The organism is Salirhabdus euzebyi, assembly GCF_014207435.1.
In the GTDB taxonomy this organism is placed as follows: domain Bacteria; phylum Bacillota; class Bacilli; order Bacillales; family Alkalibacillaceae; genus Salirhabdus; species Salirhabdus euzebyi.
This window is the reverse complement of record NZ_JACHGH010000014.1, coordinates 12,559-32,004: the sequence shown is the minus strand read 5'-3', so window position 1 is coordinate 32,004 and position 19,446 is coordinate 12,559. Positions and strand designations below refer to the sequence as shown.

Genomic DNA, 19,446 nt, shown 5'->3' with positions numbered 1-19,446 from the left:
AGTATTATTCTTCGTTTGTATCTTCTTCGGCTTCGTCACCTTCAGCTTCTGTCTCTTCTTTTGGCTTAGGCTGAATGTATTCGCCGTCTTCTGCATCATCTGGACCAATATCACTTGGTTGTAATGACATTAAATATTCTGCAATTTTTTCCGCATCCTCTTTTGAAGGCATTGGATATTTGCCTGTCATTAAGTTCCCAGGCTTATGTTGTTCTGGATCTAAAATCCAGCTAACCAGATGTTCTTTGTCATATGGTAAAATACCCGCAATCTTAGAACGATCACCAAAGCTAGTTACGTTTGGACCTACAGCTGCAGGTGATGAACCAATTGCGTGACAAGCTAAACAGCTATTTTCTTGGAACAAATCTTTACCCTCTGCAGCAACAGGATTTTCAGGTACTGCCTCAGGATCAACCGCTTGCATGTCTGCAACCCACTCATCAAACTCTCCTGGACTTACTGCTACCACTCTAAAGTCCATTAGAGAATGGGAAGGCCCACAAAATTCGGCACAGTGCCCCCAGAATACGCCTTCTTCATAAGCATGTATAAACATTTCGTTTTCATTTTTCCCCGGATTAGTATCCATTTTACCGGAGATTGATGGTACCCAGAATGAATGGATGACATCATTAGAACTTAACTTAATATATACTCTTCTATCTGTTGGAATGTATAAATCTTGACTCGTTTGGATTTCCAAATCTCTGTAATCAAAATGCCACCAGTATTGGTTACCAGTAACATCAATCCACAATGCATCTTCGACAGGTTCACCATCTTCTGTTTCTGGTGTTGTATCAGCTAATGCAAACGTGTACTGAACAGTAGGTACTGCCAAGATAAGAAGTAAAATAATTGGAATAACTGTCCAAACTGTCTCTAACAAGTGATTTCCTTCCACTTGCTTTGGAACAAAGTCCTCTTGCCCTTTTTTCTGACGAAAACGGACAATCACTATAGTATAAATGATCATTACAACCAAGAATACAAAGGCCATTATTATGACACTTAACATCATAAGGTCATAAATCATATCTGCCCCTTCACCTTTAGGTTGTAAGGCACTTAAGTATGGTTTCCCGCAGCCTGATAAAACAAGCGCTAAACTACTAAGTAAAAATAGAGCGCGAAACCGTCCCATCCATCCTTTCATGAATTAATACCCCTCTTTCTCTTTTTATGTGATTTATATATTTATTATAGAATTAGGAAAGCAAGTGATTAACTTTCCTAATTTTATTAAATAAATCTTATTTTGTCGCCCTGTTATTGGCGAATGACTTACATACACTATCATCGACTCATACATGTTTAGATAGTATTAAAAAAATGATGGAATCGTCACACCAACCATTACAAGTGAAATGATTGTTAAATAGTTAAGAGAATAGATGAACATCCACTTAGCCCATTTTACATCATCCTTCACAAAAAAGCCGCTAATTGATAAAGCAAGCCAACCTACATTTAATATAGTAGCAATCGTTAAAAAGATTGGGCCCAACGAAATTAGGTAAAGCGGTAATGGCAACAAACAAACCGTATATATAGCTATTTGTCTTTTTGTGATTTCAAAGCCATGTACGACAGGTAACATCGGAATACCAGCTTCCTTGTATTCCTTCATTTTCATCATGGCTAACGACAAAAAGTGAGGTGTTTGCCAAATAAACAAAATTAAAAACAACACAAAAGCTACTGGATGAAATGTTGCATCGACTGCAAACCAACCAATTAATGGTGGTGCTGCACCAGAAATACTACCAATAGCGGTGTTTAATGTGTAACGTCTTTTTGTCCACATCGTATATAAAACAACATAAGCAAACCAGCCTAGTAAACCAACCACGGCTGCAAGCCAAGTAGTTAATAACAATAAAATGACTCCGAGAGCGGTAAAACCAATTCCCATTATTAAAATATTCTGTTCTGATATAGTTCCGGTAACCGTTGGACGTTGTTTCGTTCGTTTCATAACGATATCAATGTCCCGATCATAATAATTATTGATTATACATCCCCCAGCAATTAGAGAAGCTGTTCCAAACATTGTCAATAGAAACGTTTCCCAATGAGCAAAGAAGGAAGAGTTTGTATAATATAAGGCTAGCCAAAATCCCGCAAAAGTTGTCATTAAATTAGAATTAATTATTCCTATTTTAATCAACGCCAAAAAATCAGACCACAAAGTGGTAGTGGAAGTTGTACTACTCTGGCCCTTCGTTGATGGTTCTGCTATTTGTGATGCTGTATTAAAGGTTCTAGGGTTATTCATCATAACCTTCCTCTCCGTTGCTCTGTACTTTCGACAATTAACGTTAAAACCCGACCTTAATTATAACGTTCTATTATATTGTGCGTATACCCACTATCAAATACCAAATTCAGGGTTCGAAATTATTGTGAAAAATCATAATCTTGTTGTCATTTTGAACGGTTTTGTAACCTATTATCGGTTTTACCTAATTAAGCACAAGCAAACAATTATATTGTATCATGGAAAACCTTTTACATCTATTTAATCACACAATTAAGTCTAGTGTGTGACATTTTTGTGAACATCCAGGAAAATATCATCAAAAAACCGATAAGTTCCTATATTGGACAAATGTGGTAAAAGTTAATTCCCATCAGTAATTTACCACTATTTATTTCTAGCAAACATATAAACACAATGCAAGTTTTTCTTAACAAGTTATATGAAAAATAATTGATATTTGTTGTTGCTATAATCAGTGTAAGAGGTAGTTCACAAAAAATTCTTTTGTTTTTTAGCTTGTTTTGTATTAGTATGGACATGATTGACTTCTAGTAGAATGGCAGGTAATGAAAGATGATTAAATTATTAAAATGGCTTTCTGTATTATCAACTATTGGTATGCTATTCGTACTAGTCGGTGGTGCACTCGTTACCAAAACCGAATCAGGTTTAGGTTGTGGACGTACTTGGCCTTTATGTGATGGGGAGTTAGTCCCTACCAAAATTTCACCTGAATTACTTATTGAGCTTAGTCACCGATTAGTATCGGGAACTGTAGGCATCCTAGTTTTAGCTTTATCCATATTAGCTTGGAAGTATTATGGGAACGTACGTGAAACAAAGCTATTATCCTTTATATCTATTTTCTTTCTTGTTTTGCAAGGATTAATTGGTGCAGCTGCAGTTGTCTGGTCTCAGTCTGATTTTGTACTAGCAATGCATTTCGGTATTTCTCTTATTTCCTTTGCTGCAGTCTTCTTGCTTACTTTATTAATTTTTGAGATAGATAAGAAATTTGATGCAAAATCATTAATTATTGATAAAAAGATGCGAAGACAATTTTATGCCTTAACGGTTTATACATTAATAGTTGTATATACTGGTGCCCTCGTTCGTCACGTGAATGCAAGTCTAGTATGTAAAGATTGGCCACTATGCGACAACAGTTCTACCTTGTTTGATTTGCGTTTTGACCAATGGATACAAATGGGACATCGTGCAGCCGCAGGGATTCTATTTATATGGGTAGTTTACTTATACATCCGTATTATTAAAAACTATCGTCATCAAAAAGTGATGATGTATGGGTGGACCATTGCCTTCCTTTTTATTTTTTCACAAGTACTATTAGGTGCTCTCATTATTTTTACCATTCTTAATTTATACATTGCATTGTTACATGCTCTTGTTATCTGTTGCTTCTTTGGACTTTTAAGCTATTTTGTTCTTTTGTCCAACAGAAGTAGACAATATGAAAAAAAGTAACGGACACAGGAAAAAAGCTCTGATTCCTTTATAAAGGAATCAGAGCTTTTTTCTATACCTTATTCCATTTCAATTAGTAAATCTCCTGTTCCTATCGCGTCATTACTTTTCACATATATTTCCTTGATTTTCCCTTCAAAAGGGGCTTGAACAGTTGTTTCCATTTTCATTGCTTCCGTGATCATGAGGTGATCACCTTTATTCACTTTTTCCCCTTTTTCTACAATTACTTTTATTACCGTCCCAGGCATCGTTGCCCCAATATGATTACCATTGCCTTTATCAGCCTTTGGACGTTCCTGCACGACATCCTTTATGCTTCTATCTGGAACCACAACTTCACGCGGCTGTCCGTTTAATTCAAAATAGATGACTCGCATTCCATTTTGTTGAGGTTCTCCAACCGACACAAGCTTAACAATTAATGTTTTACCTTGTTCAATTTCCACTTCAATCTCCTCACCTAAACGCATACCGTAGAAGAAAGTAGGGGTATCCAACACAGACATGTCACCATAGTGATTATAAAATTTGTTATAATCCATAAACACTTTCGGGTATAGTGCATAGCTTATTAAATCAAAGCTTGTCACTTGGCGATCTAATTTTTGGAACAAGGATTCTTGCATTTCCTTAAAATCAATATTTTGCATGAGCTCTCCTGGCCTTACCGTTAGTGGTTTACGACCTTTTAAAATAATTCGTTGAAGTTCCTGTGGAAAACCTTGGTATGGTTGACCTAAATCTCCACGGAAAAACTCAACTACACTATCTGGAAAATCAAGTGTTTCCCCACGATCATAAATATCATCCACTGTTAATTCATTTTGAACCATATATAAAGCCATATCGCCTACTACTTTAGATGATGGGGTTACTTTTACAATATCACCGAATAACTCGTTTACTCGGCGGTACATTCGTTTCACATCGTCCCATCTATGTTCTAGACCTACTGCTTTTGCTTGTTGCTGTAAATTGCTATATTGACCACCAGGCATTTCGTGTTCATAAACCTCTGAATGCGGAGACATCATACCACTTTCAAACTCGTGATAAAACTTCCTTACATCTTCCCAATAATGGCCTATTTTTTCATATGAACCGATGTTAACTTTTGGTTGCCTTTCATGATGATCAAGAGCGTAAAATAAGCTGTTAGCACTAGGCTGTGACGTTAAACCTGCCATCGGGCCACACGCAACATCCACAACATCAACACCAGCATCGATAGCTCGAGCATATGTAAAAATACCGTTGCCGCTCGTGTCATGGGTGTGCAAATGGATTGGTATTTGCACGGTATCTTTTAAGCTAGAAATAAGTTGGTAGGCGGCTTCAGGTTTTAAAAGTCCTGCCATATCCTTAATTCCTAAAATATGTGCTCCTGATTTTTCCAATTCCTTTGCCATGTTTTTGTAGTAGTTTAAGTCATATTTTGTACGACTACTATTTAGTATATCTCCTGTATAACAGATTGCAGCTTCTGCAACTTTGTTATTTTCACGAACTGCTTCAATTGCCAGTTTCATACCTTCTACCCAATTCAAACTATCAAAAATTCGAAATACATCTATGCCAGCACTACTACTCTTCTCAACAAACTCTTTGATAACATTGTCAGGATAGTTCTTGTATCCAACTGCATTGCTAGCTCGGAGCAACATTTGAAATAGTACATTTGGCATTTTTTCTCTAAGTTTTAATAAACGATCCCAAGGGTCTTCTTTTAAAAAGCGGTAGGCAACATCAAATGTAGCCCCTCCCCACATTTCTACAGAAAACAAATTAGGCAATAATCGTGCCGTTGGTTCCGCAATTTGTAATAAATCTTTTGTTCTAAATCTAGTTGCTAATAGTGATTGATGTGCATCACGGAAAGTAGTATCTGTTAATAAAACTTCCTTTTGGTCCAATAACCAATTGGCAAGACCCTCTGGTCCTTTTTCGTCTAATATTTGTTTGGTACCAGTAGGAATTGGATCTGAATGCTTTATTTTAGGGACACGTGGTTTCGGAAAGGCTGGTTTTTTCTTTTGAGTCATTCCTTCATAACCATTAACAGTTACATCGCCAATGTACGTTAGCATTTTGGTTCCACGGTCTTTCCTTTTCGGGAATACAAATAGCTCAGGTGATTGATCAATGAACGTCGTGTTATAATCCCCAGACAAAAACTTTTCATTCTGAATAACGTTCTCTAAAAACGGAATGTTTGTTTTAATTCCACGAATCCGGAATTCCTTTAAATTTCTCACCATTTTTTTAGCCGCTTTATCAAAAGATAGGGCCCATGTGGATACTTTCACGAGTAGGGAATCATAATAAGGTGAAATAACAGCTCCTTGGAAGCCATTACCTGCATCAAGTCTCACCCCAAAACCGCCACCAGAACGATATGCCATTATCTTGCCTGTATCTGGCATAAAGTTATTTAGCGGGTCTTCTGTTGTGACACGTGATTGAATTGCATACCCATTTGTTTTGATATGTTCTTGATGTGGAATACCAATTACTTCGCCAAAAAGATCGTGTCCTTCTGCAATTAATATTTGTGAATGTACAATATCTACTCCCGTAATTAATTCCGTAATGGTATGCTCTACTTGTACTCTTGGATTAACTTCTATAAAAAAGAATTCATTATCAGTAACTAAAAACTCCACAGTTCCAGCATTTATGTACTGTGCTTTTTCCATTAATTGAACAGCCGCTTCACAAATTCTTTCTCTTAACTCCGTCGTTAAAGATACACTTGGAGCAACTTCAACTACTTTTTGATGCCTTCTTTGCACGGAACAATCTCGATCATATAGGTGAACAATATTGCCGTTGTGGTCACCAAGAATTTGAACTTCAATATGTTTAGGGTTTTCTACTAGCTTTTCTACATACACCTCATCATTACCAAAAGCCGCTTTTGCTTCAGATTTTGCTCGCTCAAAGGAATCCTTTAAAGATTCTGGCGTTCGGACGATTCGCATACCACGTCCACCACCCCCAAGGGAGGCTTTTATAATGATTGGATATCCATGCTCTTCTGTGAAGTTCTCTACTTCTTCTAAACTTGTAACAGGTCCATTACTCCCAGGTATTACAGGGATATTTGCTTGTATTGCTTGATGCCTAGCTTTTACTTTATCTCCAAACATATCAAGATGCTTGCTGTTTGGACCAATAAATATAATTCCTTCTTCTTCACATCTTCTTGCAAAATGAATATTTTCCGATAGAAAACCGTAGCCGGGATGAATAGCATCAACATCTACGTTCTTTGCAATTTCAATAATACCTTCAATATCTAAATACGCATCAATCGGCTTTTTACCTTGTCCTACCAAATAAGCCTCATCTGCTTTGTAGCGGTGAAAAGAACCTGTGTCTTCTTGAGAATAAATTGCAACTGTACGAATATTAAGCTCTGTACAAGCTCTAAACACACGAATAGCTATTTCCCCTCTATTTGCTACTAGTACCTTTTGAATCTTTTTTATTTCACCCATCTTTTCCCCCCACTTTCACTTATTGAAACAACAGTTTGATTATTAGACTGTTGTGGTATTGGTTCGGTTTGTTTTGTGTTCGTAAATTCGGCTTTACGAATTTGCATAGCAATATTATTTAATATTCCCATGGAAATCATTAATATTAACAAAGAACTACCCCCGTAACTTATAAAAGGAAGGGTAACTCCTGTAATTGGCAATAAGCCACTTACTGCCCCTACATTAATGAATGTTTGAATACCTATCATACAGGAAATCCCAATGGCTAAAAGGGATCCAAAGGCATCTTCGCACTTTTTGGCAAAATATAAACCCCTTAAAACAATTAATGCTAGAAGACCAATCGTTATACCTACTCCAACTAAGCCTAGTTCCTCAGCGATTACAGCCATAATAAAATCAGTATGTGCTTCTAATAAATAGCCAAGTTTTTGAACAGATCCTCCTAGACCTTCACCCGTTAGTCCACCAGTCCCAATTGCGACATAAGATTGAATCAAGTGATACCCATCATCGGAGGGGTCCTCAAAGGGTTCATAAGCACCAGTAAATCTGGCTACTCTTTCATCCGTTACTAAATGTGGAACAGCTATGGTAATAAAAAATATCCCCAATGCCCCTAATATAAATAAGTGACGGAATTTAATACCTGAGCTCACTATTACACTTAAAGAAATAAGAAAAATAATAGCTGCTGTACCTATATCCGGCTGAAGCACAATCAATCCGATCGTTACAGCCGTGAGGATTAAAGGTGGCATTACCGCTTTTCCAAAATCATGTATGTACTTTAGTTTTTTGGAATAAACAGAAGCTAAATAAATAATTAATCCTAATTTTGCAACCTCTGCCGGCTGAAAACTCATGAATCCAAAATCAAACCAAGATCGCGCATTATTCACATTATTACCAAAAATGAGAACAGAACCTAATAGTACTAACATCGTCAACACGATGAACTTAATAATCCTTTGGTACTTTTGATAAGGAATTAAGGCAAAAAAGAAAAAAGCGCCAACCCCTATTATTGCCCATTGAAGTTGTTTAAAAAGAAAAAAAGTACTGCCAACTTCTAACTTAATCACCGCATAGACCATACTAGCACTGTAAATCATTACAATTCCAAATGCAGTAAGAACAATTGGGGTAAACATTAAAGCAAAATCAAAATATTTTAATCTATTTTTCATTATTTATCAAACCATCCTTAAGGTGTAATTTCATGATTTATCAAGATTCTACTGTTGTTTCAAAATGGATGTATGTAATCACTTTTACTAACTTGTCTTTATACTATAATACTTTATTTACTACATAAGATAGTAAAAATCCTGCTTGACAAACAAATACCATAACCTTTAGGACAAATAAAAAAACTCAATTTACAACAAAATCGTTGTAAGTTGAGTTCTATTTCGAGCGTTGTGCCTGTGCAGCATCGTGTAAAGCACTCAGCTGTCTTTCCAGGTTTTCCATAATTTTCTTTCCTGTTTCTTCATGAACAAGGTTTAACCGAACAGCAAAGTTAATTTCCCTTGATAGGCCAAACATTTGTGTATCTAAAACCTCTTCATATAGAGGACATTGTGGCATCGTTAAGTTATCCATTTGTACTTTAATGAGCTGCAATATTTTATCAGCATCTTCCTTTAAAAGTGCCAAAGCTTGTTGGCGGTCGGTTGCTACTTCAGATGACACGGGAATTCCCCCTCTTAAAGACTTTCTCTTATATTATATTACCGTCTTCACAGTAAAAATGCAACAAAGAAGGGGATTTTATTCTTTTCTATATGTTTTAATAAATAGACCAATTGTAATGTTTAGACATTAGTTCTAAAAGTTTTATACCAACTACGCTATTCCCCTTTTCATCTAGGGAAGGACCAAAGACAGCAATTCCACCACTATCCCTTACAACACCCATAATGGCACCGGAAACTCCACTCTTTGCAGGAATACCCACCTTAATCGCAAAAGAGCCTGACGCATTATACATACCACAAGTCACCATAAAGGTCTTACATATTCGAGCGTAATACAATGGAATAATTTGCTCATCCGAATGGATGTCCTTCCCATCATTAGCAAATATAGCTGCGATTTTAGCAAGCTGTTGTATGTTCATTCGAATAGCACATTGTTTCGTATAGGCATCTAAAAGCTCCTCGACACTTCCAGTAATTACACCATTTTGTTTCATAAAATAGCACAAGGAACGATTTAAAAAAGCTGATTCATACTCAGACTTTGCCACTTCTTGATCATAGTCAATACTAGTGTCACCAAGCATTTTATGAATAAGTTGAAGTATCTGACCAACCATTTCCTCTGAATTCGCACCACAAAGCATATTAGTAATAGCTAGAGCTCCAGCATTGATCATAGGATTTATTGGTTTGGAAGGTTTCTCTAACTCTAATTTTGATATCGTATAAAATGGTTCACTCGTTGGTTCTAAGCCTACTCTTGAAAAAACGGCATCCTCCCCATGCTCCATCAATGCGACAGCTAGAGCAAGTACCTTTGATACACTTTGTAAGGTAAATAAGTATTTCGTCTGTCCAGCGGCAACACAATGACCATCAATGTGATAAAAGGCAGCAGCATTAATTTCCGGTTGTTGTTTTGCAAGAGCAGGAATATAATCTGCAACCTTACCATTATTTGCATAGATTCGAACATGTTCCATCCACTTTTTCAATTCATCTTCCGTAACTTTTTTCAAATTTAACAGCCTCCTTAATGCATGCGCAAGTAAATTTCGATATACTAATAGAGATGATGTAGAAATGAGGTGGCTAACAGTGATTGTACAACTAAAAGGAAATGTAGGATTTCCTATAACACTTGATCCAAGTGTATGGATATTTGATGATCGCAAAGTAGAGTTTGATCAAGCTTTTAATCCTACTGGCGGCGAAAATGTAGAAAACAATGAAAATGATCTCGAACAAGCCTCTGAAAGGTGGAACCGTGAGGTATATATGCAACAAAAAATAAAACCACCAGTTAATAAAAGTCTTTCGAAAGCTGAGCGCAAAAAAGCATTAGAAAGTACATATGTGATGTCAATTAAACCTTTCTTAGCAAACGCAGAGGTTAAAGATAATGCATCAAATGCTATTTTGTTAACCGAACAAGGTGATCAAACTGTCACGATAGAACAATTAGAAAATGGTTATTTCTTGTTCGCAGTCGAAGGTAAACCGCTAAAAGAAGATGGACCACTTTACTTTTATTTTGGCGATGGATCAAATAAAGATACACCGATTCGTGGAGTAAAACAAATAACCATTGAATAAAAAGTAGAGCTTTCCATTTGGGAAGCTCTTTGCTTATCTAAAATTTATCGTTTTGTGCAAATGATCATCCGTTTGGTGCAATTATTACTATCAATTCCCCTCCCTTTCTCTTCAGTCATCACCGTAGTCGCTATAAATCAGTCAGCTCTTGTACAATTTCTGTACACTTCTATACAAAAAAGAAAGTATCCGCTTTTAACGGATACTCCCTTTTCACAATAAATCTGCAGACAATTGGGCTAAGGAGGATCTTTCCCCTTTTAACAGCTTCACATGTCCACTTAACGAATAATCTTTAAATTTTTCTACTACATGTATAAGGCCATTATTAAATTCATCTAGGTATGGATGATCGATTTGTTGTGGGTCACCAAGAAGGATTACTTTACTTCCTTCCCCTACACGAGTCAAAATTGTCTTCACTTCATGCTTTGTTAGGTTCTGGGCCTCATCAATAAAAATCAACTGTTCAGGGATGCTTCTTCCTCGTATGTATGTCAATGCTTCAACCTGTATAGAACCAATCCCTGAAAGGATTTTATCCAAATCCTCGGACTTCTTCACATCAAATAAAAATTCTAAATTATCATAGATGGGCTGCATCCATGGTTTTAATTTTTCTTCCTTTTCACCAGGTAAATACCCAATGTCATTTCCAAGTGGTACGATCGGCCTTGCCACAAGCATTTTTTTGTATAAACCTAGGTCTTCAACTTGCATAAGTCCTGTTGCAAGTGCTAACAGTGTTTTACCAGTACCAGCTTTCCCAACCATTGTAATAAGTTGTATGTCTTGGCGAAATAATAATTCAAACGCCATTATTTGCTGTGCATTTCGCGGTGATATCCCCCAAGCATTTTCTTCCTGATACCAGCACTTTTCAATTACTTGTTGATTCGAACGAACTATACCTAACGCAGATTGAGATGGGTTAATGCTATTTTTCATGACAATAAATTCATTGGGATATACCATTTTCTTTTTGTCTTCCGGTATTTGTAATCTACCCTCCCGATAAAATTCGTTTAACTGCTCTTCTCCAACTTCCCATTCTTGAAATCCATCATAAATGGAATCCTCTTGAACAGCTCGTTCATTTAAAAAGTCTTCTGCTTTTAGTCCCAATGCATCTGCTTTTACTCGCATTAAAATATCCTTCGAAACAAGGACCACTTCTTTATTTTCCTTTTTTGCTTCTAAATGGAGATTTAATGCTACTGCAAGGATTCTGTTATCATTCGTTCGTTCTAAAAAAATTTCTTCTAGCTTTGAAAAAGAACGGTGATTTAATTCAATCCTGAACTTTCCTCCGTTTGGTAACGGAACACCTTTGTATAGCTCTCCCGCCTCCCGGAAACGGTCTATAATGCGCGAAGTTTCTCGTGCATTTCGACCTAATTCATCCATGTTTCGCTTTTTGGAATCCACTTCTTCTAGAACGATTGCAGGTATAACTACCTCATGCTCATCGAATGTAAAAATGGCCTGTGGATCCTGAAGCAAAACATTGGTATCCAAAACATATGTCTTTTTCAAAAAAGCCGCCTCCTATTTGTTTGCTCTGTAAGATTTGGCAAGGCTTCCGTTATTTAATATATGTTTTAAAACATAAAGTTAGACGAATGAGAAAGAATAATTTATAAAAGGAGTGACAACACAATGAGAAAGCCATTTATCATGTTATTTGTATTTATTCTCTCAGCATTTTCCCTTACTGCTTGTAATGGTAATGATGAGGGTCAAAATAACAATGCGAATACAAACGATTTAATACACGTTAAAAATTCCGAAATGGAACAAAATGAAGAAAACTTATCAAATCAAGAAATGGCCGAACACTTAGCTAACATTGCAGGAGATGTTCCTGGGGTAAATGGTGCCTCAGCCCTTGTGTTTGGTCCATATACACTTGTTGGTATTGATGTTGATGAAGAATTAGACCGTACTCGAGTTGGAACGCTAAAATATTCAGTTGCAGAAGCAATTAAACATGAAAAGAACGGTGCAAATGCTATGGTTATGGCTGATGGAGATATTACTGAACGGCTTAGGAGAATGGGTGACAAAATTAGCCAAGGCCACCCTGAAGATGCCATAATGGACGAGTTAGCGGCAATCGTTGGAAGATACATGCCAGAAGTTCCACAAAAAGATAATCAACCTGAAGAACCGAATACAAATCAAAAATTGCTGGAAGAACAGCAAAAAGAAGAGTTAGACAATATTCAAGAGGATCAATCTAATAATTATATGAATCAATAAAAAATAGTCACCAAGACCGGTAACTAACCGACTTGGTGACTTTTCTTCTTATTATAATATTGAACACCAAATTGTGATCCTTCTGCTACCATATCAGCGTTTTCCTGATGACTTAATTCCGGTTTACCAGCTTTCTCAAATGTCGATTTCACATCCTCTTTGTACTCTTTTTTATTATTACCAAATTTCTTCCATAAAGCTAACGAGCTTAAACCTACAGCAAAAAAGCTAATAACTTTACCTTTTTTACCCACAATGACTACCTCCTTTTTATTGCTATACTTGTCCATTCCCCAAAATTTTCAGAATAAAACAAGCGATTTGAAGGAAGAGAATTACATATCCATTGAATCATGCTATACTAAACAAAGTACGACTTTAATGAGGTGATGTCATGCGGGTAAAATGTATCCTATGTGATAATGTAGACAATATAAAAGGGACAGGCCTTTTAGCTAAACAATTACGTAAACGCCGTGTTATGACTTATATGTGCGATCCTTGCAAGGAACGCATTGAAGATAGAACGAAAGAACGGATGGCTACAGGAAACTTTAAGGTATTTCGTCAGAAAAAACGAGACGACTACATTTAGCTAACAGTAAAACTGCCTGACAAAAAAAGACACTTTACCGGAATAATTCCAGTAGAAGTGTCTTTTTGTTAATCGATTATTTGTAATTTTTAAACTTGTGAGGTTCTTGCTCAATTTGTTCATGAATACAGTCTATGAGTTCTAAAGGAAATCGAAAAGACCGTGTATTGTTCTGTTGTTGACAGGAAACAAAATACATATCTTCTTTCCGTTCAACCTGGATGTCGTCGACATGATGATCGTTTGTTAGCATATTACGAAAAAACGTTGTTGTGTCCTGAGCAGCAATGTCATCAGGTCTTTTTTCCGCAACTAGCATAATCGTAAGCCAATTGTAAACAACATCCTGTAACGAATTCATTAATTCCCTTCAACTCCTTCATTTTGTCCCCGACGATTTTGACGCTCGCGGTGTAAACGGAAACGATAAACGCCAAGTACAATTGCACAAATAATGAGTACTTCTGCCATAGGTAGGACGATAGCAAAAAAGGTTATCATCAAACACCCAAGGGCAAGCAGTATATATACAACAAGTGCTTTTAATAAAGGTAATTTTCTTGCAAATCCTAATTTATACGTAATAAGGCTAAATAAAAGAATGGTTAAGTATAATAGCAAAAGTCCGGTTCCACCACCGACTTGTTCTAGAAAAAATTCAGATATAGGTCTAAACCCTTGATCTGGTACAGATTGATTGTTTTGCATAGGTGTTCCTCCTTCATAACTCGTCCATCTGTAAATCATCATACTAAAAGTTATCCGGTTACGCCACTACTAAAATGTTTTTAGCCAAAAGTACTTGTTTGTGACTTTCCTTTTCATGTAAACTTATGAACGTATAGATTTGAGGTGAAAAGATGCGGAATAATGTCCTAATGGTCATCATAGCAATTTTCGTTATCCTATCGTTTTCCATGGTAGGAGTAGCTTTAGCTTATCGAAATTATTTAATTGCGGGTCTTTTATTTTTATTAGGTTTTATCATTATGGGTTTTGGTCTACGTTTAAAAAGGAAAAGGCAATCATAAATAAAAGGAAGAATGCCCAAAAATATTTTGGGCATTCTTCCTTTATTTCTCCCTTATGAACTCCGAAACTATTTCCTTATGGATATTTGGATTACAGGTAAGAACGGTATTAGCTTCCAGCATATTGATGTCTGTACCATCAACACGACTCGTTAGCCCACCTACTTCATTGACAATTACGATACCCGCTGCGATATCCCAGGGTGATAATCGCATTGTCAAATATGCATCCATTATCCCTTCCGCTACAAAGGCAAATTCTAAAGCAGCAGAACCATATGAACGAGTTCCCCTAACCTTCCGTACTAAATCGTGAATACCAGTTTCATCGACCCGTCGGTTTGGAAGGGACCAAAAGTTATTCATACCTAGTAATGAGTCTTCTAACTTACGTCCCTTTTGTAAGGAAGGAAGAGCTACATCGTTTTTATAGGCCCCTTCCCCTTTTATAGCTGAATAAAGAATATCACTCATCACGTCATAAATAAGGCCAATTACTCCTTCGCCCTCAACATAAATACCTAATGATATAGCAAAGTTTCGTTTTTGATGAACAAAATTCATCGTTCCATCAATTGGATCAATAATCCATACAACGCCATCTAAAGAGGAAACATCATCACCAAAACCTTCTTCTCCTAAAACTTGATGATGAGGATATTTTTTTCTAATATGCTCGGCGAAAAATTTTTCTGTTTCTTGATCGACTTCCGTAACTAAATCTTTATGATCTGTTTTTGTATTTATTTGATAAGGCTTGTTCACACTTTCTCTCATTTCTTTCCCAGCCTCTAACACCCATGCTTTTGCATCGTTGAAAAGTTGTTTAATTTCTGAAGATTCCATATGATAAACTCCTTTTTCCTATTCTTTTATTCGTATATGTTAGCAAAATTTACGTAAGAAATCATTTTTATCCTTTCTTTCTTCAAAATAAGACACTTAAATTGGGTTTTAAAAAGCTATATGATAAAATTAATATAATATTTTGTCATAGTGTATGAAAGGAGTAATACATAATGTCTACATTTAATGGATTTACACAAAAAGACTTTGATGTTTTTACTATATCCGGGCTTGATGAAAGAATGGAAGCGTTAAGAGGGAATATATCCCCTAAATTAGAGGCCATTGCAAATGAACTTGCACCAACGATTACCGCTTTAACAGGGGATGAAATGTTTGTTCACGTGGCAAAGCATGCACGCAGAACAAAAAATCCTCCAAATGATACATGGGCTGCTTTAGCGAATAGTAAGCGAGGCTATAAAAAACTTCCACACTTTCAAATTGGTCTTTGGGAAACTCATTTGTTTATGTGGTTTGCTGTTATATATGAAAGTCCAATTAAAGCAGACTTTGCAAAAATATTAAAAACAAACGAATCACAAATTAAAAGCTCTATACCAAACGATTATGTTTGGTCCACTGACCATACAAAACCTGCTGTCATTCATCATAAAGAAGCTGATTTACATAGTTTATTTGATCGTCTTGAAAATGTAAAAAAAGCTGAAATTTTATGTGGTATTACAATTGACCGTCAAGACCCTATTTTGCAAGATCCCACTGCATTTCTTTCAAAATGCGAACAAACTTTTACTACACTTAACGATTTGTATCAATTAACGAAAAAGTTTTAGCAAGAGGAGGCTGCTCTAAAATGAGTAAGCCTCCTCTTCTTGTTATCAAGACACTTTCATTTCGACCTTGTCCCCAGCTTCCAATCCACGAGCAGTTTTTACGGTATGGTAACAGGAGTAACCAGACCCCTTTTCAAACTGGCCACAAATCTGCTTTTCTTCACTTTTCGATGGTACAATTTCTTTAAACCTTTTATATGTAAGCAAAATATCTTCTCTTTTTGCTCCTTTTTCATATGCCTTTTCTATTTGTTGAAAAAAATTAATCACATCAACTACTTCTTCTTTAGACCATGTTTCGTCTATTGGATAATGGTAATCCACTTTTTCACCCTTCCTTCCCGCTTCGTATCCTATTCCATTTATCACTAATATAAATCGACTCTTCTATTATCCTTTCAAACAATTCCTGAACAGAAGGGACATCAGTTATGCGCGCAGCGACCTGGCCTGCCCAAGCAAATCCTTCATTCTCTTTGCCATCATATATATATCGTTTGTTTGCTTTCCCCTCGATATACGGTTTTAAAACTTCAAAGCCAGGATTTCCCTGTTCCAACTCAATAATTTTTTCTGTCCATTCATTTTTTAAAGCTCTTGCAGGAGCACCTAATGAGCGTTTAATTACTACTGTTGATTTTTCATCAGCGCCAATCAAAGCTTTTTTATACAATTCATGAGCATGAACACACTCTTTTGTCGCAATAAAACGAGTACCCATTTCGATACCTTCTGCCCCCAATGCAATGGCAGCCATCAAGCCTTTTCCATCGGAAATTCCACCAGACGCAATAACAGGAATTTTTACAGCATCTACCACCTGTGGTGTTAAAACGAATGTACCTACGTCGTCTCTACCTAGGTGACCTCCCCCTTCATGTCCAACAACCATGACAGCATCAGCACCAAGTTCTTCAGCTTTCTCTGCTTGCCTTTTCGCAGCTACTAAAACGAGAGTCTTAATCCCTGTACCTTTTACCATATCTAATACCGGTTTTGGATTGCCTCCAGTAACAGAAATAGCTGATACCTTTTTTTCAATTGCTACATGCACCATATCCTCAAAAGAACGTCCATGTTGACCAATTGCATAATTAACACCAAAAGGTTTGTTTGTCATTTTTCTTACCTTGTCAATCTCTTCACGTAAAGCATTTGCATTTGGTAAACTCATAGCTGTTATTTGACCAAGTCCACCTGCATTTGAAACAGCAGCAGCCAAGTCAGCATACGCTAAATGAGCTAAACCACCTTGAATGATTGGGTATGTAATTCCTAATAGTTCTGTAACCTTCGTTTTTAACACATAAATCCCTCCGATTTTCACCATCCTAATAACCATGTTATCATGAACGAAATAAATATGTACAAACTAAGAAAAAGAATATAGTACTTGTTCTGCCATGACTGTGATTAGTGCGTGAAACTGCAAATATTACCATAACTTTGTATGTATTTGACTTGAACCTTCAATTATCACTTCTGAATCGATAATTATATTGGAGTAAGCCTTCAATTCAGATGTTGAACCTGTAATTACTTAAACTGAATGAGTGACTACCTGTAATAAAAAGACGTTTCCCTCAGTTTATCTGAATTAAGAGCAAAACAAGAAATTACTAGCTTATCTTTTAAAAATACTAGTAATACAAAACACTTTTTGCTATAATTCTTTTGTTTTATTACGAAGGAGTGAAGATATTTAATGGGACAACAAGATACCCCGTTGTTTACGGGTATATTAGAACACGCAAAAAGAAATCCGATCCAATTTCACATCCCTGGACATAAAAAAGGGGTTGGAATGGACGAGCAGTTTCGAAACTTTATAGGTGAAAATGCATTGTCTATAGATTTGATTAATATTGGACCTTTAGATGATTTGCACCATCCCCACGGTATGATTAAAGAAGCACAATCACTTGCTGCAGAAGCATTTGGTGCCGATCATACATTCTTTTCTGTTCAAGGAACGAGTGGAGCAATTATTACGATGATTATGTCTGTGTGTGGACCTGGCGATAAAATTATTGTACCTCGAAATGTTCATAAATCCGTTATGTCAGCGATTATCTTTTCAGGTGCAACGCCAGTTTTCATCCATCCAGAATTAGATGAAGAATTAGGAATATCCCATGGGATTACCCCAAACTCTGTAGAGAGAGCATTAGAAGCTAATCCTGATGCCAAAGGTGTTCTCGTTATTAATCCAACCTACTTTGGTATTGCAGCTGACCTAAAAAAGATTGTGGATATCACGCATTCTTATCAAATACCAGTACTTGTAGATGAAGCACATGGAGTCCATATCCATTTCCATGAAAAATTGCCAATGTCTGCTATGCAAGCAGGTGCCGATATGGCCGCAACAAGCGTGCATAAACTAGGTGGCTCTTTAACACAAAGCTCCGTTCTTAACATAAAAAATGGACTAGTATCCATGGAAAGAGCACAATCGATTTTTTCCATGCTTACAACAACATCCACTTCTTATTTATTATTAGCATCACTAGATGCAGCTAGAAAGCATTTAGTAATGAACGGGAAAACATTTATTGATAAATCATTGCAATTAGCGGACCAAACCCGAAAAGCAATTAATGAAATCCCTTCCCTTCGTTGTGTTGGGGATGAAATACTCGGCAGTGAAGCTACCTTTGACTACGATCCAACGAAATTAATTATATCTGTAAAAGAGTTAGGCATTACTGGATATGATGTGGAGTTATGGTTAAGGGAAAAATACAATATTGAAGTTGAATTATCTGATTTGTATAACATACTGTGTATTGTGACACATGGTGATACAGAAAAAGAAACGGAACTATTAGTAAAAGCGTTGCGTGAATTAGCTGAACTTCATAGTAACACCGAAAAAAATCATAAAAAAGTACAAGTAGAAGTTCCGCAAATACCATTACTAGCTCTTTCACCTAGAGATGCATTTTATGCTGAGTCTGAAAGCATCCCATTAGTGGATGCCGCAGGTAAAATTAGTGCTGAGTTTGTAATGGTTTATCCACCAGGTATTCCTATTTTTATGCCAGGAGAAATTATTACAGAAGAAAACATTGATTACATTACTAAAAATATTGATGCTGGCCTACCAGTACAAGGACCGGAAGATGAATCGCTTAAAAACATTCGAGTCATTAAAGAACACCGAGCGTTCCGATAAAAAGAAAAAAGGTTACTGTCAGCGCCCTAGACAGTAACCTTTTTGTTTGTTATTTCTCTTGTTTTTTACAGCCGCAACCTTTTCCGTACAAGTATGTCACTTTTTCATCCTCGAAATGTTCAATTGTTCGTTGGCAGTCCTGACAAACAATAATACCCATCCCAGATTCTCCTCCCCT

The 19,446-nt window shown here is 36.4% G+C and carries 21 protein-coding genes; 7 read left to right on the top strand and 14 right to left on the bottom strand.

Annotated features, from left to right (window positions below; all coding sequences use genetic code 11):
* Positions 1 to 4: 4 nt before the first annotated feature.
* Both coxB and cyoE read right to left on the bottom strand, forming a co-directional pair.
* Positions 5 to 1,159: a cytochrome c oxidase subunit II gene (coxB, locus tag HNQ94_RS17135; RefSeq protein WP_174497463.1), complete on the bottom strand. Its 1,155-nt coding sequence runs from the start codon at positions 1,157 to 1,159 to the stop codon at positions 5 to 7.
* Between the two features lie 168 nt (positions 1,160 to 1,327).
* Positions 1,328 to 2,281 (bottom strand): heme o synthase, encoded by a 954-nt coding sequence (gene cyoE, locus HNQ94_RS17130; protein WP_174497523.1) that lies wholly within the window; start codon positions 2,279 to 2,281, stop codon positions 1,328 to 1,330.
* Positions 2,282 to 2,839: 558 nt separating this feature from the next.
* Between cyoE and HNQ94_RS17125 the strand changes: the two genes are divergently transcribed.
* Positions 2,840 to 3,751 carry a COX15/CtaA family protein gene (locus HNQ94_RS17125; protein WP_174497462.1) on the top strand — a complete coding sequence of 304 codons (912 nt, stop codon included), beginning with the start codon at positions 2,840 to 2,842 and terminating at the stop codon, positions 3,749 to 3,751.
* A 59-nt stretch (positions 3,752 to 3,810) separates the two neighbouring features.
* Here HNQ94_RS17125 and pyc read toward each other — a convergent pair whose 3' ends face one another.
* The 4 genes from pyc to glsA all read right to left on the bottom strand — a co-directional run bounded on the left by pyc (position 3,811) and on the right by glsA (position 9,946).
* Positions 3,811 to 7,254, bottom strand: a complete 3,444-nt coding sequence (gene pyc, locus HNQ94_RS17120; protein WP_174497461.1) for a pyruvate carboxylase — start codon at positions 7,252 to 7,254, stop codon at positions 3,811 to 3,813.
* Positions 7,242 to 8,447, bottom strand: a complete 1,206-nt coding sequence (ftsW, locus tag HNQ94_RS17115; RefSeq protein WP_221452608.1) for a putative lipid II flippase FtsW — start codon at positions 8,445 to 8,447, stop codon at positions 7,242 to 7,244. The genes pyc and ftsW overlap by 13 nt, the downstream gene beginning before the upstream one ends.
* A gap of 220 nt (positions 8,448 to 8,667) precedes the next feature.
* A complete protein-coding gene (locus tag HNQ94_RS17110) occupies positions 8,668 to 8,955 on the bottom strand; it encodes an Fpa/YlaN family protein (RefSeq protein ID WP_174497460.1) in 288 nt (95 codons plus the stop codon).
* Positions 8,956 to 9,052: 97 nt separating this feature from the next.
* A complete protein-coding gene (gene glsA, locus HNQ94_RS17105) occupies positions 9,053 to 9,946 on the bottom strand; it encodes a glutaminase A (RefSeq protein ID WP_174497521.1) in 894 nt (297 codons plus the stop codon).
* A gap of 115 nt (positions 9,947 to 10,061) precedes the next feature.
* Here glsA and HNQ94_RS17100 point away from each other — a divergent pair, with 115 nt between their 5' ends.
* Positions 10,062 to 10,559, top strand: coding sequence for a hypothetical protein (locus HNQ94_RS17100; protein ID WP_174497459.1), 498 nt, complete (start codon positions 10,062 to 10,064; stop codon positions 10,557 to 10,559).
* A 213-nt stretch (positions 10,560 to 10,772) separates the two neighbouring features.
* Here HNQ94_RS17100 and HNQ94_RS17095 read toward each other — a convergent pair whose 3' ends face one another.
* Positions 10,773 to 12,095 (bottom strand): PhoH family protein, encoded by a 1,323-nt coding sequence (locus tag HNQ94_RS17095; RefSeq protein ID WP_174497458.1) that lies wholly within the window; start codon positions 12,093 to 12,095, stop codon positions 10,773 to 10,775.
* A 123-nt stretch (positions 12,096 to 12,218) separates the two neighbouring features.
* Here HNQ94_RS17095 and HNQ94_RS17090 point away from each other — a divergent pair, with 123 nt between their 5' ends.
* Positions 12,219 to 12,821 carry a YhcN/YlaJ family sporulation lipoprotein gene (locus HNQ94_RS17090; protein ID WP_174497457.1) on the top strand — a complete coding sequence of 201 codons (603 nt, stop codon included), beginning with the start codon at positions 12,219 to 12,221 and terminating at the stop codon, positions 12,819 to 12,821.
* A gap of 23 nt (positions 12,822 to 12,844) precedes the next feature.
* Here the strand turns inward: HNQ94_RS17090 and HNQ94_RS17085 are convergent, their stop codons facing one another.
* Positions 12,845 to 13,075 (bottom strand): YbyB family protein, encoded by a 231-nt coding sequence (locus tag HNQ94_RS17085; protein WP_174497456.1) that lies wholly within the window; start codon positions 13,073 to 13,075, stop codon positions 12,845 to 12,847.
* Between the two features lie 140 nt (positions 13,076 to 13,215).
* Here HNQ94_RS17085 and HNQ94_RS17080 point away from each other — a divergent pair, with 140 nt between their 5' ends.
* Complete coding sequence (locus HNQ94_RS17080; RefSeq protein ID WP_174497455.1) at positions 13,216 to 13,416, top strand: YlaI family protein; 201 nt, start codon at positions 13,216 to 13,218, stop codon at positions 13,414 to 13,416.
* Positions 13,417 to 13,492: 76 nt separating this feature from the next.
* Here HNQ94_RS17080 and HNQ94_RS17075 read toward each other — a convergent pair whose 3' ends face one another.
* Together HNQ94_RS17075 and HNQ94_RS17070 are read right to left on the bottom strand one after the other, a co-directional pair.
* Positions 13,493 to 13,777 (bottom strand): hypothetical protein, encoded by a 285-nt coding sequence (locus HNQ94_RS17075; protein WP_174497454.1) that lies wholly within the window; start codon positions 13,775 to 13,777, stop codon positions 13,493 to 13,495.
* Positions 13,777 to 14,124 (bottom strand): YlaH-like family protein, encoded by a 348-nt coding sequence (locus HNQ94_RS17070; RefSeq protein ID WP_174497453.1) that lies wholly within the window; start codon positions 14,122 to 14,124, stop codon positions 13,777 to 13,779. The genes HNQ94_RS17075 and HNQ94_RS17070 overlap by 1 nt, the downstream gene beginning before the upstream one ends.
* A gap of 152 nt (positions 14,125 to 14,276) precedes the next feature.
* On the opposite strand from HNQ94_RS17070, the gene HNQ94_RS17065 reads away from it, so the two are divergent.
* Positions 14,277 to 14,447, top strand: a complete 171-nt coding sequence (locus HNQ94_RS17065) for a DUF5325 family protein (protein WP_174497452.1) — start codon at positions 14,277 to 14,279, stop codon at positions 14,445 to 14,447.
* Positions 14,448 to 14,489: 42 nt separating this feature from the next.
* Here HNQ94_RS17065 and HNQ94_RS17060 read toward each other — a convergent pair whose 3' ends face one another.
* The gene (locus tag HNQ94_RS17060) at positions 14,490 to 15,293 is read right to left on the bottom strand and encodes an inositol monophosphatase family protein (RefSeq protein WP_174497451.1); all 804 of its coding nucleotides are present in this window, start codon (positions 15,291 to 15,293) and stop codon (positions 14,490 to 14,492) included.
* A 173-nt stretch (positions 15,294 to 15,466) separates the two neighbouring features.
* Between HNQ94_RS17060 and HNQ94_RS17055 the strand changes: the two genes are divergently transcribed.
* Positions 15,467 to 16,090 (top strand): YktB family protein, encoded by a 624-nt coding sequence (locus HNQ94_RS17055; protein ID WP_174497450.1) that lies wholly within the window; start codon positions 15,467 to 15,469, stop codon positions 16,088 to 16,090.
* A 45-nt stretch (positions 16,091 to 16,135) separates the two neighbouring features.
* Here the strand turns inward: HNQ94_RS17055 and HNQ94_RS17050 are convergent, their stop codons facing one another.
* Complete coding sequence (locus tag HNQ94_RS17050; RefSeq protein ID WP_174497449.1) at positions 16,136 to 16,414, bottom strand: UPF0223 family protein; 279 nt, start codon at positions 16,412 to 16,414, stop codon at positions 16,136 to 16,138.
* 4 nt (positions 16,415 to 16,418) lie between these two features.
* A complete protein-coding gene (locus tag HNQ94_RS17045; RefSeq protein WP_246200061.1) occupies positions 16,419 to 17,396 on the bottom strand; it encodes an NAD(P)H-dependent flavin oxidoreductase in 978 nt (325 codons plus the stop codon).
* A gap of 399 nt (positions 17,397 to 17,795) precedes the next feature.
* Here HNQ94_RS17045 and HNQ94_RS17040 point away from each other — a divergent pair, with 399 nt between their 5' ends.
* Positions 17,796 to 19,268: an aminotransferase class I/II-fold pyridoxal phosphate-dependent enzyme gene (locus HNQ94_RS17040; protein WP_174497447.1), complete on the top strand. Its 1,473-nt coding sequence runs from the start codon at positions 17,796 to 17,798 to the stop codon at positions 19,266 to 19,268.
* 49 nt (positions 19,269 to 19,317) lie between these two features.
* On the opposite strand, the gene HNQ94_RS17035 is transcribed toward HNQ94_RS17040, so the two are convergent.
* A complete protein-coding gene (locus tag HNQ94_RS17035) occupies positions 19,318 to 19,428 on the bottom strand; it encodes a GapA-binding peptide SR1P (RefSeq protein ID WP_174497446.1) in 111 nt (36 codons plus the stop codon).
* Positions 19,429 to 19,446: the final 18 nt, after the last annotated feature.

Coding starts and splice junctions, on each gene's coding strand:
- coxB (WP_174497463.1), bottom strand. CDS start 1,159: ATGAAAGGATGGATGGGACGGTTTCGCGCTCTATTTTTACTTAGTAGT.
- cyoE (WP_174497523.1), bottom strand. CDS start 2,281: ATGAATAACCCTAGAACCTTTAATACAGCATCACAAATAGCAGAACCA.
- HNQ94_RS17125 (WP_174497462.1), top strand. CDS start 2,840: ATGATTAAATTATTAAAATGGCTTTCTGTATTATCAACTATTGGTATG.
- pyc (WP_174497461.1), bottom strand. CDS start 7,254: ATGGGTGAAATAAAAAAGATTCAAAAGGTACTAGTAGCAAATAGAGGG.
- ftsW (WP_221452608.1), bottom strand. CDS start 8,447: ATGAAAAATAGATTAAAATATTTTGATTTTGCTTTAATGTTTACCCCA.
- glsA (WP_174497521.1), bottom strand. CDS start 9,946: ATGGAACATGTTCGAATCTATGCAAATAATGGTAAGGTTGCAGATTAT.
- HNQ94_RS17090 (WP_174497457.1), top strand. CDS start 12,219: ATGAGAAAGCCATTTATCATGTTATTTGTATTTATTCTCTCAGCATTT.
- HNQ94_RS17080 (WP_174497455.1), top strand. CDS start 13,216: ATGCGGGTAAAATGTATCCTATGTGATAATGTAGACAATATAAAAGGG.
- HNQ94_RS17075 (WP_174497454.1), bottom strand. CDS start 13,777: ATGAATTCGTTACAGGATGTTGTTTACAATTGGCTTACGATTATGCTA.
- HNQ94_RS17070 (WP_174497453.1), bottom strand. CDS start 14,124: ATGCAAAACAATCAATCTGTACCAGATCAAGGGTTTAGACCTATATCT.
- HNQ94_RS17065 (WP_174497452.1), top strand. CDS start 14,277: ATGCGGAATAATGTCCTAATGGTCATCATAGCAATTTTCGTTATCCTA.
- HNQ94_RS17060 (WP_174497451.1), bottom strand. CDS start 15,293: ATGGAATCTTCAGAAATTAAACAACTTTTCAACGATGCAAAAGCATGG.
- HNQ94_RS17055 (WP_174497450.1), top strand. CDS start 15,467: ATGTCTACATTTAATGGATTTACACAAAAAGACTTTGATGTTTTTACT.
- HNQ94_RS17040 (WP_174497447.1), top strand. CDS start 17,796: ATGGGACAACAAGATACCCCGTTGTTTACGGGTATATTAGAACACGCA.
- HNQ94_RS17035 (WP_174497446.1), bottom strand. CDS start 19,428: ATGGGTATTATTGTTTGTCAGGACTGCCAACGAACAATTGAACATTTC.